Source organism: Pseudoalteromonas sp. SWYJZ98 (assembly GCF_015864495.1).
Classification (GTDB): Bacteria; Pseudomonadota; Gammaproteobacteria; order Enterobacterales; family Alteromonadaceae; genus Pseudoalteromonas; species Pseudoalteromonas distincta.
Genome location: NZ_JADYXA010000030.1, coordinates 29,075 through 45,187, shown reverse-complemented (window position 1 = coordinate 45,187; position 16,113 = coordinate 29,075). Strand labels below are relative to the sequence as shown.

The window sequence follows — 16,113 nt, the reverse complement described above, 5'->3', positions numbered from 1 at the left end:
TGAGCAACTTAATAATCGTCCGAGGAAGACACTTGGATTTGAAACGCCTGCAAAATTGATGCAGGATCACTTGGCGGCTAAAGCCGCCTAAACGTTATGCACTTCAGGTTTGAATCCGCGTTGTTTAATTCAAACATTAAATATAAAAATATTTTAAGGTTTGCAGCAGCGCTACAGCTAAATTGTACAGTTAGCTGTAGCATTTTAGGCTTTATAGCAACTCAATACTTACTGTTGCGCCTTTTTCGATATTGCCGCTTTGCGCCGGCACTACAATTAAACAGTTAGCTTTACTAAGCGACGAAAGTACACCCGAGCCCTGTTTATTAAACGGGGCAACCACTAAGTCACCTTGCTCGTTAATTGTTGCTGTACCGCGCTGAAAGTCGGCTCTTCCTGGGCGCTTTTTAATAACGGATGTAGTAACCGCGTTAAAGCGCATTTTAGGATTTACTTCACCAAGCCCCGACAGCTTTTGCAGTGCAGGCTCTACTAACTGATTAAACGTAACAGCAGCCGACACAGGGTTACCTGGCAAGCCAAAAAAGTAACTGTTACTTAATTTACCAAAGGCAAAAGGTTTGCCTGGTTTCATGGCTATTTTCCAAAAGTGGATATTGCCAATTTCGTTGAGCACTTCTTTAGTAAAGTCGGCTTCACCAACCGATACACCGCCTGAGCTTATTACGGCATCGGCAAGTTCGTTCGCTTTTAAAAATGCATTAGTGATGAGTTCTTTGTCATCAGGGATAATTCCTAAATCAAGCACGTCTATATTTTTTTGTTGCAGCGCACTAATAATAACAGCGCGGTTACTTTCAAAAATAGCGCCTTGCTTAAGCGGCTGACCAGGTTCAATTAGCTCATCGCCTGTAGAAAGCACGGCTATTTTTAGGGTTCTTACCACATCTATATTGGCAATTCCTAAAGATGCCAGTAATCCCACATCAACAGCTTTTAATTTATCGCCTGCTTTTAAAATAACGTCGCCTATAGCAATATCCTCGCCAGCAAAACGCACGTTTTCATTTAACTCTGGTTGCGCGGTAAACGTAATTTTATCGCCATCAACCGAGGCGTTTTCTTGCATTACTACGCCGTTAGCGCCAGGTGCAATGGCGGCGCCGGTCATTATTCTTACGCATTGCCCTGGGGTAAGTGTTCCTTCAAAAATTTGACCTGCAAACACACTACCTACTTGTGTGTAGGTTAAGCTTTTATCTGAAATACACAGCGCATAGCCATCCATTGCAGAGTTGTTATGCGCTGGTACGTTTATAGTTGACTTAACATCGCTTGCTAAAACGCGATCAACACTTTGCATTATAGAAATGGTTTCAACGTCTTTAACAGGCGTTATTGTGCCAAGTATATTTTGTATTGCAGTTTCAATTGGCAATAAACCGGGTGCATTGCAAACATCGTTCATATATATTGCTTACTTAAATCATTTTATTTTGAAACAATACTTATAATGTCAAAGCTTTACAATACATGGTTGGGTTATTTTTTGTGTGTGATATGCATGCTTTCGTGCGGCGTAAACGCAAAAGAAACGCTGCAAGTAGCCGTAGCGAGTAATTTTAAAACTGTATTGGAAACCCTACTAAAAAAATCCCCATTACCTAATGTTGACGTGAAAATATCAGCCGCTTCTAGCGGTGTTTTATATTCGCAAATAGTGCATGGCGCGCCATTTGATGTGTTTTTATCGGCTGACGATTTTCGCCCGCAATCGCTTATTAAAGAAGGCTATGCCGAGCAAAGCAGCTTAATCACTTACGCGTTAGGCGAACTTGCTTTGTGGCAACCCAAAGCTGAAAAAGTAAATGATAAAGTAGCCATTGCTAATCCGCGTTTTTCACCATACGGGCGTGCCTCAGAGTATTACGCGAATAACCATTTTAAAAAACCAATAAATTATGTGTACGGGAATAACATTACACATGCGTTTCAGTTTGTGCAAAGTGGTAATGTAGGAGTAGGGCTGGTGGCTGTTTCATCCCTAAAGGCGGCTTACAGTAACACGCAAGATCAAAAATATTTAGATTATACCGTGCTGCCTACCAATCAATATCCCGATATAATTCAACAAGGCGTTATTATTAGCTCGACTAAAAAGCATGCTAGCGCTAAGCAACTTATGCAATTTTTAATGATGGACGCTACGCAGCAGCAGTTAATTGAATTAGGTTACAGAATAAAGGACAACAATGCTTCAAAGTGATTTAACCGCGCTGTGGTTAACTATAAAACTTGCCTTTATAACCGCAGTGCTCCTTCTTGTTTTTTGTATTCCACTGGCATACAAGCTCGCTGGCTATAACGGTAAATTTAAACCATTTTTAGAGGCATTAATTGCAATGCCTTTAGTGCTACCGCCTACGTTATTAGGGTTTTACTTACTTGTTTTATTTTCGCCTGATCACGCTTTTGGGCAGTTTTGGTTTTGGCTAACGGGTACGCAGCTTGCGTTTAGTTTTCAGGGCGTGGTTATCGGCTCGCTTTTTTATTCACTGCCTTTTGTAATGCAGCCGCTTGTGGCTGGGTTTAAACATATTAATCAAACCTATAACGAAGCTGCCATTGCGCTTGGGTTGAGCCCGTTTAAACGCTTTGTGCATTTAATTATCCCGCTTTTAAAACCCAGTATTGGTAGCGCGTTTGCTTTAGGTTTTGCGCATACATTGGGTGAATTTGGTTTGGTACTAATGATTGGCGGTAATATTCAGGGGCAAACACAGGTGGTGTCTATTGCGCTTTATGACCATGTTGAATCGTTAAATTATACGGCGGCGCATCAACTTTCACTTATTTTACTGGCTATTTCGTTTGCCTGTTTAGTGCTGTTATTTAAGTTTAATAAAAGCATTGTAGGGGTTAAGCAATAAAATGATTAAGTTAAGCCTTTTTAAAGCACTCAATAATTTTGATTTAGATATAAACCTTGAGCTTGAGTCGTTTAATGTACTCGGTGTTTACGGGCCTTCAGGCTCGGGTAAGTCAACATTACTGCGTTGTATTAGTGGTTTAGATCCTGCAAAAAGTGTTTATGTAAACAATCAGCCAGTGCATGAGTTGCCAAGCGATAAACGCGGTATTACGCTTCAGTTGCAATCGTGCCCGTTGTTTCCTCATTTAGATGTGGCAGGTAATTTAGCGTTTACACAAAAACACTGCGGGAATAAACAAACCAGCTTAACGCTAGAATACGTTGTTAAAACACTTGAATTACAAGACTTACTAAACCGTGATGTACAAAGCTTATCGGGTGGCGAACGCCAACGTGTAGTATTTGCGCGTACGCTGTTAGCTGGTCAAAAATTTATAATGCTTGATGAGCCTTTTAGTGCGCTTGATTGGTCATTGCGTTTTAAAACGCTCACTAAACTTAGCGAGTTTGCAGTTAAGTTTAATATTAAATTTATAATAGTAAGTCACTCATTAAAAGAGCTGCTATTTTGCTGCGATACCCTTATTCAGCTTGATAAAGGTAAGGTGATAAACCAAGGTGCAAGTGCGCACGTTGCAAAAGCTATTTATGCAAACGATAGACAAACACCGCTGAGCTTAATTAATTACGATGTGGTTAAATTTGATGAAGACTACGGGCTATATCAACTGCAATTACAGCAAAGTGAGCAACCGCTTTTTGTGCTTCCTGCACTTGTCGATAGCAGTAATAAGCTAATTATAGAAAGTGAGCAAATGTCGCTTAGTGCGTTAAAGCCTGAGCAAACAACGCACAGTAATGTTTTAGAGTCGGTATTAACTCAGGCTGAGCTTATTAATAATAAGTGGCAGTTAACGCTCAATGTAGATGGGCAGACTTTGTATTGCTTGGCTTCAAGACGAGTGTGGGACAAAAACGACTTTAAAGTGGGCGATGTGCTTTATACAACAATCAGTGATCTAGAATAACTAAATGCTGCACACCGCACATTGACTGTTTTTAGCTATTTTAAAACGATTAAACTCCATGCTTAAACCATCCACCAGCAATAAGTGCTCGCTTAAGCCACTTGGCAAACCAGCAAGTATTTTTAGCGCTTCAGTTGCCTGAATACTGCCTATTAGCCCCACAATTGGGGAAAGCACGCCGGATTCAGAGCAGCTTTGTGTTTGTTCACTAAAAAATTGCGATAAACAACCATAACAGTGGCTGTTTTCATCCATAGTAAAACACGCGACTTGTCCTTCCATACGTATTGCAGAGCCTGACACTAGCGGAACTTTAGCTTTAAAACAGGCGCTATTAAGTGCATTACGCGTTGCGAGGTTATCTGAGCAATCAATTACTATATCAATGTTATTAAATAGCTGTTCTGTAGAGGTACTTGTATCAAAAAATTCCTCAATGGTGTTTATGTCTATTTCACTATTAAGCGCGTTAAGCTGTTTTTTAGCAGCACTGCATTTTGGGCTACCAATATCACTTTCTTTATACAGTATTTGCCTTTGCAGGTTGGTCACGTCTATTTCATCGTTATCAACTAAGGTAAGCGTGCCAACGCCAGATGCCGCTAAGTATTGACCTACCGCACACCCAAGCCCACCCACACCAATAATTAAAGCATGCGATTGCCATAGCTGCTCTTGCCCGTCTATATCGAGCTGCGGCAGCATAATGTGCCGAGAATAGCGCAGTTGCTGCTGGTAAGTTAGCGGTGTTTTTTGCATTTTCAAACTTCTCATACTTTTTTTGAACAATACCAAGTTGTTAAATCCAAGAGCAAGTAGTAACGCTTTTTATTTGCACTCTAACAACCCAGAGCCCTTCACTCATATAGTGCAACTATAACGTATAAAAACAACTGTTGCATGTAACCATATGAAATTTATGGTTTTTAATTAGTGGCTCAGTAATTGCTATATCGGGTTAACTTAAATTTAACAAACATTGGCTGCTACTCATATAAAAGGGTGGGGCATTAATAAAACAATAATACGTTTACGAGGAAAATAAACATGCAACCGAGTTCTGGGTTTAACTTAATATCGTTTAGCGGAAAAATGAAAGTATTGCATCTAAGTTGGATGGTCTTTTTTGTGTCATTTTTTGTATGGTTTAACCATGCTCCTTTATTAGGTGCAATTGCGGGTTCACTTGGGATCACCATGGCACAAGTTAAAACATTACTAATTTTAAATGTAGCGTTAACTATTCCAGCGCGTGTTGTGGTGGGTATGCTAACCGATAAATTTGGTCCCCGTATTGTTTATGCGGCACTCCTTATTAGCTGTAGTATTCCATGTTTTATGTTTGCTATGGCAACCACATTTGAGCAAGCCGCAATAGCGCGTTTTGCTTTAGGCTTTATTGGTGCTGGCTTTGTTGTGGGCATTCGTATGGTGAGTGAATGGTTTCCTGCTAACGAGCTGGGCATAGCAGAAGGTATTTATGGCGGCTGGGGTAACTTTGGTTCAGCAGCAGCGGCTATGTTATTGCCAATTATTGCACTTATGTTTGGTGGCGAAGATGGTTGGCGTTACGCAGTAGGTTTAACCGGTGTATTAAGCGTTATATTTGGTGTTATTTGGTATTTAAATGTAACCGATACGCCAAAAGGCGGTACATACTTTAAGCCTAAAAAAGTAGGCGCAATGGAAGTAACCAGTAAAGGCGACTTTGTATTACTTCTTATTATGAAAATCCCTATGTATGGTGCACTAGCATTACTTACTTGGAAGCTTTCACCAACCGGTGCTAACCTAATTTCGGCTAACTTTGTACTTGCCGTGTATGCTTTTTTAGTTCTGCTTTATATTTACGAAGTGTATAAAACCTTTGACGTAAATGGTCATATTTTTAAAGAGCCTGTACCCGAGTCGCATCGTTATGAATTTAAGCAAGTGGCTGTTTTAAATATTTTATATTTTACAACCTTTGGTTCTGAACTTGCGGTTGTATCTATGTTACCGCTATTTTTTATGGATGTATTTGCGCTTGATATGGTGTACGCGGGTATTTTAGCCTCAGCTTATGCATTTATGAATTTAGCATCTCGCCCAGGTGGCGGTTGGATTTCAGATAAATTAGGTCGTCGTATTACCCTTATTGTACTTACAACGGGTCTTGCTGTTGGTTATTTTGTAATGGGCTTGGTTGATGCATCTTGGTCTTTATGGCTTGCTGTAGTAGCTGCTATGGCATGTTCGTTCTTTGTGCAAGCTGGTGAGGGCGCTGTATTTGCCGCAGTACCACTAATTAAGCGTCGTTTAACAGGGCAAATTGCAGGTATGACAGGCGCATACGGTAATGTTGGTGCAGTAGTTTACTTAACGGCATTATCACTTGTTGATTATCAAACCTTCTTTTTCATTATTGCGGGTAGTGCATTACTTGGCTTAGGCGCACTGTTTTTTATGAAAGAACCAGACGGACACATTACCGAAGTAAATGAAGACGGCACCGTTGAACTTATTTCAGTGACTTAAGGCATTATTGACTATGTTTGATGAAACACACCACGCTAAAGCGCTTGAAAATGAACTCAATGTTTCATTTGGCGGCCACAGCGCTAAAGGGTTAAAAGCAGAAAACCAAGATGCGTTTGCTGCTCTTAATACCAAAGCGCAAGAAAAAGAGTCTAAAGGCGTTATTGCCTGCTTAGCCGATGGGTGTTCATCAGCAAAAAATGCGAAACAAGCGTCTCAACTTTCGGTTACTCATTTTATAAATGAGTATTTAAATACCCCCGAAAGTTGGGCGGTTAAAAAGTCAGTGTCGAAGGTGTTAGCGAGTTTAAATCAGTGGCTGTATTCGCAATCAGTTAATTACAATCACTTAGGTCAGCGCCAAGCCGATTGGATGACGACTTTTACAGCACTTATTTTAAAGTCGGCAACGGGTTATATATTTCACTTAGGTGATACGCGTATTACTCGCTTGCGAGGAAATAAAATAGAGGCAATAACACGGGATCACAAAGTAAACGATACCCTAACGCGTGCACTTGGCGCACAACTTCATCAAGAAATAGATGTATACGAAGTTGACCTAAAAGCAGACGATATTTATATATTAACCTGCGATGGCGTACACGATGTGCTCCCAAACAGCGATATAGCAAAACTAATTAATGAACACGTTAATTTAGATCACACTAATTTAGAAAATGCAGCTAAAGCAATTACCGAACTTGCATTAGCGCGAGGTAGTGACGACAACGTAAGTTGTTTGCTTGTAAAAGTAGAAAATATTGCCGAGCAAAAGTTAGATGAGCTTTATCATTCGCTAACACGACGAAAAATTCCACCTGCGCTTAATGTTGGACAAAAAATTGATGACTACAAGGTTATCCGTAAATTGCATGCCAGTAGTCGCTCGCATATTTATTTAGTGCAACAAGCGCCCGATATACCGCCAGTGGTTTTAAAAGCACCTTCGGTTAATTTTGAAGACGATGTGCACTACCTTCAAGGCTTTATAAGAGAAGGTTGGGTAGGGCAACGCATAAACCATTTAAACGTGATGAAAGTACTAAGTACGCAATCGCAGAGTCGTTTTTTGTATCATATTTGTGAGTACATGGACGGGCAAACACTCAGTGATTGGAAGCACGATGTGCCGCACCCAGAAATAACCCAAGTGCGCAGTATTATTGAACAAATAGTACATGCACTAAGGGCGTTTCAACGACTCGATATGGTACATCGCGATTTAAAACTCGATAACGTAATGATAGATGCGCACGGAAAAGTAACGCTAATAGATTACGGCACAGTAAGTGTTGCGGCTATGGACGAATCGGTTAAACAAATTGCGGATGATTGCCCACAAGGTACTGCCGACTACACCGCACCCGAAACACTGATTACTATGCACGCCGATTTTAAAAGTGATTTGTTTTCACTTGGCGTTATTGCATATGAGTTATTGTGCTCAAAACTGCCTTACAAACCACTGCCACTTAACCACGTAGCGCCAAAAGATTACAGCCATTGGCATTACACAAGTATTCGTAAATACAGAGCCGATATTCCGTTTTGGTTAGATCAAGCCCTTATGAAGGCGCTTGCCCCTAAACCTGAGCTCAGATACCAAGCTTTTTCTGAGTTTATAAACGATATCAACAAACCTAATCCTTATTTAGAAAGTACCGCTAATAAAAGTTCAATAATGAAACGCGATCCAGTTATGGTGTGGAAATGTATTTCGCTGTGTTTATTTATTGCTTTGGTATGTGTATTAATAATTAAAACTTAGAGAACTAAAATGCTTAACTATAAGAACAACTTACCTATTATTTTTATACTGGGTTGCTTCACTGCGCCTTCAATAAGCCAAGCTTCGCAAACTGATCTTGATTTTAGACTGCGTTTTGAAAGCGTTGATCAAGAAAATGCTCTAAAAGATGCAAGCGGCTTAACACTTAGAACCCGCTTAACGCATCAAACAGATGAGGTGAATGGTTTTTCAGCCCTTATTGAAGTAGAAGACACCCGCAGCCTATTGGGCGTAGATGATTACAACAATACGGTGGGGAAAAATACTAATTACTCTGTTATTGCCGACCCAGAAAACACCGAGATAGACCAAGGTTTTGTTAAATATGCCCGCGATGGTCTATCGCTAAAAGTAGGACGCCAAGTAATAGCCCTTGATGGGCAGCGTTTTGTTGGGCACGTAGGTTGGCGCCAAGACAGACAAACCTTTGATGCAGCAACCATTAATTACGCATTTAACAACATAGATTTACAGTACAGTTATTTAAATAAGCGTAACCGCATATTTGCTGACGATAAAGACATTAAATCGTCCGATCATCTAATTAATGCAAGCTTTAAAACAGACTACGGTAAAGTGGTTTTATACAGTTACTTATTAAGTGACGATGCACTACAAGACGACAGTTTAGACACTTATGGCGTTTCTTTTAACGGTAATAAAACCCTAAACGACATAAAATTTTATTACAAAGCGGAGTATGCAACGCAGTCTGCGTCAACAAGCGTGAGTGATTTTGATGCCGATTACTATGCACTTGAAGGCGCTGTTGATTTAAATGGTTTGGGTATAAAAACAGTAACATTAAAAGTTGGCATAGAGTCACTTGGCTCTGATAATGGCGATTACGGGTTTGCAACACCGCTTGCCACGTTACATAAATTTAATGGTTGGGCAGATACATTTTTAAATACACCCGCACAAGGCTTGGACGACACTTACATAAGCTTAAACGGTAAAGCGTTTGACGGAAAATGGCTGGTGGCTTATCACAGTTTTGATGCTAATGAGCAATCAAATGGGGTTGACGATTTGGGTACTGAACTAAACGTACAATACGTTAAACCTATTAATAAACAATATGCAGTAGGTGTTAAATACGCTGATTACTCAGCGGGCGATACTGCTGCTAATAAAGTCGATACTCAAAAATTGTGGGTATGGATGAGCGCTAAATTTTAACCCTCACTATCTTCTAAAATCCTCTTGTAATTTATAGCGACACAAGATGGTGCAGTTGCACCATCTTGTGGGGCTTTATGCTTTTCACCTCTGCACCAATGTAGGCAAATTACTGATTTTAAATGCTTATATATTTGGCTTACATATTGCTATAACAATCCTATAACAAATTATTCGATGTTAGCTTTAGTCAATCACTAAAGTAGATATCATTTTAAGGTGAGTAAATGCTAAGCAAGCAGCGTGTTGTAGTGGTAGGAAACGGAATGGTCGGGCACCATTTTGTGCAGCAGCTAGTTTCTCAAAATCAAGCTGATGAGCAATTTGAAATTACGGTACTTAGCGGTGAAGACCGTTTAGCGTATGATCGCGTGCAGCTATCGTCTTTTTTTAAAGGCAAAACCGCAGACGACCTCGCACTTACATGCAATAAAACCTATGACGATTGGCAAGTACGCTTTCATACTCATTCTAAAGTGGTTGATATAAATCGTGATACGCAAACTGTAACGACCGCTAAAGGGGAGTTGTTTGAATACGACAAGCTTGTGCTTGCTACAGGTTCATTCCCATTTGTACCGCCTATACCGGGTAAAGATCGCGAGCATTGCCTTGTTTATCGCACCATTAACGATTTACACGCAATAAAAAACTCAGCCCACGGCAGTAAAGTAGGCGTGGTAATTGGTGGCGGTTTACTGGGGCTTGAAGCTGCAAACGCATTAAAGCAACTGGGTCTGCATACTCACGTAATAGAATTTGCACCGCAACTTATGGGCGTACAAGTTGATGCGGGGGGCGGTCGGTTACTAAAAAACAAAATTACAGACTTGGGCGTTACTGTGCATACATCGGTAGCAACAGAGGAAATAGTAGAAGGTGAAAGTTGTCGTTACAAAATGTGTTTTAAAGGCGGTAAAACCCTTGAAACTGACATGATTGTATTTTCGGCAGGTATTCGCCCTTATGATAATTTGGCACGCGAGTTTAATTTAGAGTTAGGCGAGCGCGGCGGTATTGTAATTAATAACCACTGCCAAACGAGCGATAAAAACATATACGCGATTGGCGAATGTGCACTATGGAATAACTTTATTTTTGGCTTAGTAGCACCCGGTTACGCCATGGCTAAAATAGCAGTTGGGCATATTTTACAACAGACGCAGCAAGGTACTTTGCAAAGTACTGGCTTAGACAATAAAGCCGATGAATTTAGTGGTGCCGATATGAGCACCAAGCTTAAATTAATGGGTGTTGAAGTGGGTTCTATTGGCGATGCACATGCACGCAGCGAAGGCGCAATAAGCTATTATTTTGAAGATCAACCCAATGGTATTTATAAAAAAATAGTTACCAATTCACAAAGTAATAAGCTGATTGGCGCGGTACTTGTTGGCGATACCAGCGATTACGACAATTTGCTGCAATATCATTTAAACGACATTGAACTTACCACCGATCCCGAAGCGCTCATTATGCCCCTTGCCGGCGACATAGCAGAGCTAAGCGCCGATGACTTGCCTGATGACGCCATTATTTGCGCGTGTCATAAAGTAACCAAACACACCATTGAACAATCAGTTTCTAACGGCTGCATAGATTTGGCAAGTGTGCAGCAAAGCACCAAAGCCAGTACAGGTTGTGGAGGGTGTGAAAAGCTCGTTCAAAATGTAATAAACAGCGCGCTCGCTAAAGCAAGTAACACTATTAACGTAGTTACCCTTAATGAGCCTGTAAAACAGCCTGCATAAATTAAAGCACACTAAAAGAGAGCAGTAGTATGACAACCGCAAACACGTCACCAACTATAAATAAAACCAGTTTAAAACAAACAACATGTGCTTACTGTGGTGTAGGGTGCGGTGTTGATATTTCACTTTTGAATAATGTGCCAACCAAGCTTGAAGGCATGCGAGAACACCCCGCAAACTTTGGTCGTTTATGTGTAAAAGGCACCCATTTGCTCGACACCACAGGCAGTGATAATCGCTTAACGTCGCCCCTTATTAATAACCATGCCGTTACGTGGGATGAAGCAACCGACCATGTTGCCAATAAATTTAACGACGTAATACAAAAACACGGACCCGATGCGGTGGCATTTTATGTATCGGGGCAGTTACTTACTGAAGATTACTACATTGCAAATAAATTAATGAAAGGCTATATAGGCTCAGGCAATATTGATACAAATTCGCGCCTGTGTATGTCATCTGCTGTGGCAGGTTATAAACGCGCTTTTGGTGAAGACGTAGTGCCGTGTACCTACGAGGATTTAGAGCAAACTGAGCTGCTTATTTTAATTGGCTCTAATGCCGCATGGACTCATCCGGTTTTGTATCAGCGAATGGAGCGTGCAAAGCAGCTTAACTCAAATATGAAAGTGGTGGTTATTGATCCGCGTAAAACTGACACCGCTGAGCTTGCCGACACATTTTTAAATATAAAACCAGGCAGTGACGCTGCGCTTTATAACGGTTTGCTTAATTATTTAAATGAGCATAACCACCTCGATACGCAATTTACTGCTCAGCACACAAACGGTTTTGAAAGCGCACTGCAAGAGGCACAAAAGTGGAGCTGTGAGGCAGTTAGCGACTTTTGCGATATAGCAATTGAGCAAGTTACTGAGTTTTATGCGCTATTTGCTAAAAGCCCAAGTGCGATTAGCTTTTATTCAATGGGTATAAATCAATCAAGCTCGGGTGTAGATAAATGTAACGCCATTATTAATGCTCATTTAGCCTCAGGTAAATTACTTAAGCCAGGCAGTGGTCCGTTTTCGATTACTGGGCAACCTAATGCGATGGGCGGGCGCGAAGTAGGTGGTTTGGCTAATCAGTTAGCGGCGCATTTAGATATTGAAAACGAAGCGCATCAATCACTTGTACAACGTTTTTGGCTCTCGCCAACTATCGCTAAAAAAGCAGGTAGCAATGCCATCGATATGTTTGATGACATAGCCGCGGGCAAAATAAAAGCAGTGTGGATAATGGCAACAAACCCAATGGTGAGTTTGCCCAATAACGCCGCTATAAAAAAAGCATTAGAGACCTGCGAGCTGGTGGTTGTATCTGACTGTATTGCAAAAAGTGATACGTTAAAATTTGCCGATGTTGCTTTTCCATCAACCGGATGGGGCGAAAAAAACGGCACAGTAACTAACTCAGAGCGAAGAATATCAAGGCAACGCCCGTTAGTAGCGCCTTATTCAGGAGCTAAAAACGATTGGCAAATTATGTGTGAAGTCGCTAAAAAAATGGGCTTTGAGGGGTTTGACTTTACAGATCCAAGTGGCATTTTTGAAGAATGGGCACAATTAACCGACTTTGAAAATAACGGCAGCCGATTATTAAACCTCTCTGGTTTAGTTGGGCTCACAAAAAGCCAGTACGATAACTTAAAACCCATTATGTGGCCTGTTATTAAAAATCAGCCTTATAAAAACGGTCAGGTTTTTACAAATAACCAATTTAGCACCGCTGATAAAAAGGCGCGTTTTATACCTATAACGCCGCAATTACCTGTGCAACAAACATCAAGTGATTATCCGTTTGTAATGAACTCAGGGCGTATACGCGACCAATGGCATACCATGAGCCGCACGGGTAAAAGCACTGCGCTTTCATCGCATATTACACGGCCGTACATTGAAATTAATCCGCTTGATGCCAGTAAATTAGCAATTAAACAAAACGATTTAATAAGTGCGATTGCCCAAACAGGGCAGGTTACCGCGCATGCAAAAGTGACCGATGCCATGCGAAAAGGTGAATGCTTTATGCCTATTCATTGGAATAAGCAATTTGCGTCATCCGCTACAGTAAGTGGGTTGTATCAATCGGTAGTTGATCCGATATCTGGTCAGGCTGAGTGTAAACATGGCGCCGTAAATATAGTTAAAGCACCGTTTGAGCAATATATGCAGCTGTTTACTAAAAACGAACTTGTTATAAACAGTGATTTTTGGCTCAAAGTTAATGCAAGTAATTGCTTTAATTACCAATTGGCGCTTAATGAGGCACAAAGTGATTTACTGTATTTCTGCCAAACCTTAACTGGTTTACAAGGGCAGTGGTCGGCTATGAATACGGCAAAAGCCATGCATGTGCAGTGTATTCAAAACGATCAATTAGCGTTTGTTGGTGTTATTTCTAATGAGCAAAAAGAAATATCACTTGAGTGGATAAACCATTTATTTGCAGAGCCATTACTGACTTTTACCCAATTACAGTCTTTGCTTTATGCAACCCCCGATGAAGAATTTACTCAAGGCGTGCAAGTGTGTAGCTGCTTTAAAGTAAGAGAGCAGCCGATTATAAACGCCATTAAAAACGGTGCAAACACAGTCGAGCAATTGGGGGCTGAACTAAAATGCGGCACGAACTGCGGTTCGTGTAAAACGCAATTAAGCCAATTAATAAAACAACATTACAAAGCAGGTTCTAGCAGCATTGATGTTGCGGTTGTAATGTAAACAAACAAGGAAGCATATGCTTAATGATCAATTTGGTCGGCAGTTTAACTATTTGCGCCTCTCAATAACCGATGTATGTAATTTTAGTTGTAGTTATTGTTTACCAAACGGGTATCAGTGCGATACACCGCGTAATTTTTTAAATAAAAACGAAATTAGCATGCTTGTAAATGCGTTTGCAGAGCTAGGTACTAAAAAAGTGCGCATTACAGGTGGCGAACCGTGCTTACGAAACGACGTCACCGATATTATAAAACTCTGTAAAAATACGCCTGGCATAGAAAAAGTAGCCATTACTACCAACGGGTTTAATTTATTAAATAAAATTGATGAATTTGCCGATGCAGGGCTTGATGCGCTTAATGTCAGTATTGATAGTTTAAATCCGAGTATGTTTAAACTCATAACAGGGCACGACAAACTTAACCTTATTTTAAAAGGGATTGAGCGCGCGGTAGATCTGGGCATAAAAGATATAAAAATAAATGCAGTGCTTGCCAAGCAGTTTAATAAAAACCAATTAAAGGATTTTTTAGCGTGGGTAAAACACCACAAAGTTACAGTGCGCTTTATAGAATTAATGGAAACAGGTGACGGCGCAACATTTTTTGAAGAAAACCACTTAAGTGGGCAAACGGTTAAGGCCCAATTACTCGACCAAGGTTGGTTACAAGTCGTTAGGGGGAAATTAAATGGACCCGCTGAGGAGTTTTGTCATCCTGATTACGATGGTCGTATTGGTTTAATAATGCCGTACAGTAAAGACTTTTGTAAAAGTTGTAATCGCTTAAGGGTGTCGGCGCTGGGTAAATTACACTTATGTTTATTTGCAGAGCAAGGTATAGATTTGTGCGAACTACTCAACGAGGACGATACTGCAGCGACCGTAAAGGCAATTCGAGCCGCTATGGGCAATAAAGAAATAAGTCATGAGCTGGATAAACGCTTAACAGGTGCGACAACTCACTTAGCCATGTTAGGCGGCTAATATGGAAGCTAATATAAAATCTAATATGAAAGTTAAGCGAGATTTTACAGGCGTTGTGCTTGCTGGTGGTAAGTCATCAAGAATGGGCACAGACAAAGCCGATTTAGTTTTAAAAAATAAAACGCTATTGCACAATGCGTGTGATTTATTAAAAGACGTAGGCGCTAAAAACATACTTATAAGTCGCAACGTTACAAATCCAGTCAAGTCATTGAACCATTATTCACCGAGCGATTATCCTTCAGAAAAGTACGTTAAAGATATATACCCAAATAGTGGACCCCTGGGCGGTATTTACTCAACATTAATAGCCACCGAGCACGACTTACTTATTACTGCGGTAGATATGCCTCTACTTACGAGTAGTTTGTTAAGCACAATTGTGCTGGCTTCTCAGTCAAATAACGTACAAAGTGTGAGCAATCAATTAAATCAGTCACAAATACATGCTTGGCACTTTGAAAATGAACCATTACCGCTGTATATTCGTAATACAAGCAGTGTAAAAAATCATTTAAAACACATACTCACAAACGCAAACAGTCATAAATCAATAAAACAGTTTACCCAAAGTATTGGTGTGCAAACGCTTTTATGTAATAAAACGCATGCATTAATAAACACCAATACGCCGGCGCAATTTAAAGCTGTAAATGAGCATTTTGACCAAAGCATTAATCACTTAAGAAGAACATTATGAGCCACACAAGCGATACACAAATACCTTTAAACATTGCCGTACTTACAGTAAGCGACACGCGCGATGCGATTACTGATACCTCAGGTCATTACTTAATTAAAGCGCTAACTGAGGCGGGTCATCACTTAGCGGATAAAGACATAGTTAAAGACGACGTTTACCAAATGCGTGCAGTGGCATCGCAGTGGATAGCCGATGACACCATTCATGCTATTTTAGTGACTGGCGGTACAGGCTTTACTGAGCGCGATTCAACACCAGAGGCATTTGCGCCGCTGTTTGATAAAAGCGTAGACGGTTTTGGTGAGCTATTTAGGCACATATCGTACGGCGAAATTGGTAACTCTACTATTCAATCTCGTGCATTGGCAGGACTTGCTAACAACACCGTTATTTTTTGTATGCCAGGCTCTACAGGCGCATGTAAAACAGCGTGGACAGGCATAATAAAAGATCAACTTAACTCAATGCATAAACCGTGTAACTTTGTACCGCACATTACCATTGGTAAAAAGTGTGAATCGCGTGAGCAATAG

The 16,113-nt window shown here is 40.6% G+C and carries 13 protein-coding genes; 11 read left to right on the top strand and 2 right to left on the bottom strand.

Going from position 1 to position 16,113, the window contains the following annotated elements:
• Window positions 1–211: 211 nt before the first annotated feature.
• A complete protein-coding gene (gene moeA, locus I6F10_RS15060; RefSeq protein WP_165743816.1) occupies window positions 212–1,429 on the bottom strand; it encodes a molybdopterin molybdotransferase MoeA in 1,218 nt (405 codons plus the stop codon).
• A 96-nt stretch (window positions 1,430–1,525) separates the two neighbouring features.
• Between moeA and modA the strand changes: the two genes are divergently transcribed.
• From modA to I6F10_RS15045, 3 genes are read left to right on the top strand one after another with little or no spacing between them, the layout of a single operon-like run.
• Window positions 1,526–2,227 carry a molybdate ABC transporter substrate-binding protein gene (modA, locus tag I6F10_RS15055; RefSeq protein ID WP_165743815.1) on the top strand — a complete coding sequence of 234 codons (702 nt, stop codon included), beginning with the start codon at window positions 1,526–1,528 and terminating at the stop codon, window positions 2,225–2,227.
• The gene (modB, locus tag I6F10_RS15050; protein ID WP_002959821.1) at window positions 2,214–2,891 is read left to right on the top strand and encodes a molybdate ABC transporter permease subunit; all 678 of its coding nucleotides are present in this window, start codon (window positions 2,214–2,216) and stop codon (window positions 2,889–2,891) included. Before modA ends, modB begins: the two co-directional genes overlap by 14 nt.
• Before the next feature lies 1 nt (window position 2,892).
• Window positions 2,893–3,921: an ATP-binding cassette domain-containing protein gene (locus tag I6F10_RS15045; protein ID WP_165743814.1), complete on the top strand. Its 1,029-nt coding sequence runs from the start codon at window positions 2,893–2,895 to the stop codon at window positions 3,919–3,921.
• Here I6F10_RS15045 and I6F10_RS15040 read toward each other — a convergent pair whose 3' ends face one another.
• Window positions 3,922–4,680: a HesA/MoeB/ThiF family protein gene (locus I6F10_RS15040; RefSeq protein WP_165743813.1), complete on the bottom strand. Its 759-nt coding sequence runs from the start codon at window positions 4,678–4,680 to the stop codon at window positions 3,922–3,924.
• A 288-nt stretch (window positions 4,681–4,968) separates the two neighbouring features.
• Between I6F10_RS15040 and I6F10_RS15035 the strand changes: the two genes are divergently transcribed.
• The 8 genes from I6F10_RS15035 to moaB all read left to right on the top strand — a co-directional run bounded on the left by I6F10_RS15035 (window position 4,969) and on the right by moaB (window position 16,113).
• On the top strand, window positions 4,969–6,438 hold the full coding sequence (locus tag I6F10_RS15035) for a NarK family nitrate/nitrite MFS transporter (protein ID WP_165743812.1): 1,470 nt from the start codon (window positions 4,969–4,971) through the stop codon (window positions 6,436–6,438).
• Between the two features lie 13 nt (window positions 6,439–6,451).
• On the top strand, window positions 6,452–8,209 hold the full coding sequence (locus I6F10_RS15030) for a bifunctional protein-serine/threonine kinase/phosphatase (RefSeq protein WP_197099078.1): 1,758 nt from the start codon (window positions 6,452–6,454) through the stop codon (window positions 8,207–8,209).
• A 9-nt stretch (window positions 8,210–8,218) separates the two neighbouring features.
• Window positions 8,219–9,412: an alginate export family protein gene (locus I6F10_RS15025; RefSeq protein ID WP_007375242.1), complete on the top strand. Its 1,194-nt coding sequence runs from the start codon at window positions 8,219–8,221 to the stop codon at window positions 9,410–9,412.
• Window positions 9,413–9,639: 227 nt separating this feature from the next.
• The gene (locus I6F10_RS15020) at window positions 9,640–11,163 is read left to right on the top strand and encodes an FAD-dependent oxidoreductase (protein WP_165743810.1); all 1,524 of its coding nucleotides are present in this window, start codon (window positions 9,640–9,642) and stop codon (window positions 11,161–11,163) included.
• Window positions 11,164–11,192: 29 nt separating this feature from the next.
• On the top strand, window positions 11,193–13,889 hold the full coding sequence (locus I6F10_RS15015) for a nitrate reductase (RefSeq protein ID WP_165743809.1): 2,697 nt from the start codon (window positions 11,193–11,195) through the stop codon (window positions 13,887–13,889).
• A 16-nt stretch (window positions 13,890–13,905) separates the two neighbouring features.
• The gene (gene moaA / locus I6F10_RS15010; RefSeq protein ID WP_165743808.1) at window positions 13,906–14,877 is read left to right on the top strand and encodes a GTP 3',8-cyclase MoaA; all 972 of its coding nucleotides are present in this window, start codon (window positions 13,906–13,908) and stop codon (window positions 14,875–14,877) included.
• Between the two features lie 25 nt (window positions 14,878–14,902).
• Window positions 14,903–15,577 carry a molybdenum cofactor guanylyltransferase gene (locus I6F10_RS15005; protein ID WP_165743822.1) on the top strand — a complete coding sequence of 225 codons (675 nt, stop codon included), beginning with the start codon at window positions 14,903–14,905 and terminating at the stop codon, window positions 15,575–15,577.
• Entirely contained in the window at window positions 15,574–16,113 is a 540-nt protein-coding gene (gene moaB / locus I6F10_RS15000; RefSeq protein WP_165743807.1) for a molybdenum cofactor biosynthesis protein B, read from the top strand. The genes I6F10_RS15005 and moaB overlap by 4 nt, the downstream gene beginning before the upstream one ends.

Coding starts and splice junctions, on each gene's coding strand:
- moeA (WP_165743816.1), bottom strand. CDS start 1,429: ATGAACGATGTTTGCAATGCACCCGGTTTATTGCCAATTGAAACTGCA.
- modA (WP_165743815.1), top strand. CDS start 1,526: ATGCTTTCGTGCGGCGTAAACGCAAAAGAAACGCTGCAAGTAGCCGTA.
- modB (WP_002959821.1), top strand. CDS start 2,214: ATGCTTCAAAGTGATTTAACCGCGCTGTGGTTAACTATAAAACTTGCC.
- I6F10_RS15045 (WP_165743814.1), top strand. CDS start 2,893: ATGATTAAGTTAAGCCTTTTTAAAGCACTCAATAATTTTGATTTAGAT.
- I6F10_RS15040 (WP_165743813.1), bottom strand. CDS start 4,680: ATGCAAAAAACACCGCTAACTTACCAGCAGCAACTGCGCTATTCTCGG.
- I6F10_RS15035 (WP_165743812.1), top strand. CDS start 4,969: ATGCAACCGAGTTCTGGGTTTAACTTAATATCGTTTAGCGGAAAAATG.
- I6F10_RS15030 (WP_197099078.1), top strand. CDS start 6,452: ATGTTTGATGAAACACACCACGCTAAAGCGCTTGAAAATGAACTCAAT.
- I6F10_RS15025 (WP_007375242.1), top strand. CDS start 8,219: ATGCTTAACTATAAGAACAACTTACCTATTATTTTTATACTGGGTTGC.
- I6F10_RS15020 (WP_165743810.1), top strand. CDS start 9,640: ATGCTAAGCAAGCAGCGTGTTGTAGTGGTAGGAAACGGAATGGTCGGG.
- I6F10_RS15015 (WP_165743809.1), top strand. CDS start 11,193: ATGACAACCGCAAACACGTCACCAACTATAAATAAAACCAGTTTAAAA.
- moaA (WP_165743808.1), top strand. CDS start 13,906: ATGCTTAATGATCAATTTGGTCGGCAGTTTAACTATTTGCGCCTCTCA.
- I6F10_RS15005 (WP_165743822.1), top strand. CDS start 14,903: ATGAAAGTTAAGCGAGATTTTACAGGCGTTGTGCTTGCTGGTGGTAAG.
- moaB (WP_165743807.1), top strand. CDS start 15,574: ATGAGCCACACAAGCGATACACAAATACCTTTAAACATTGCCGTACTT.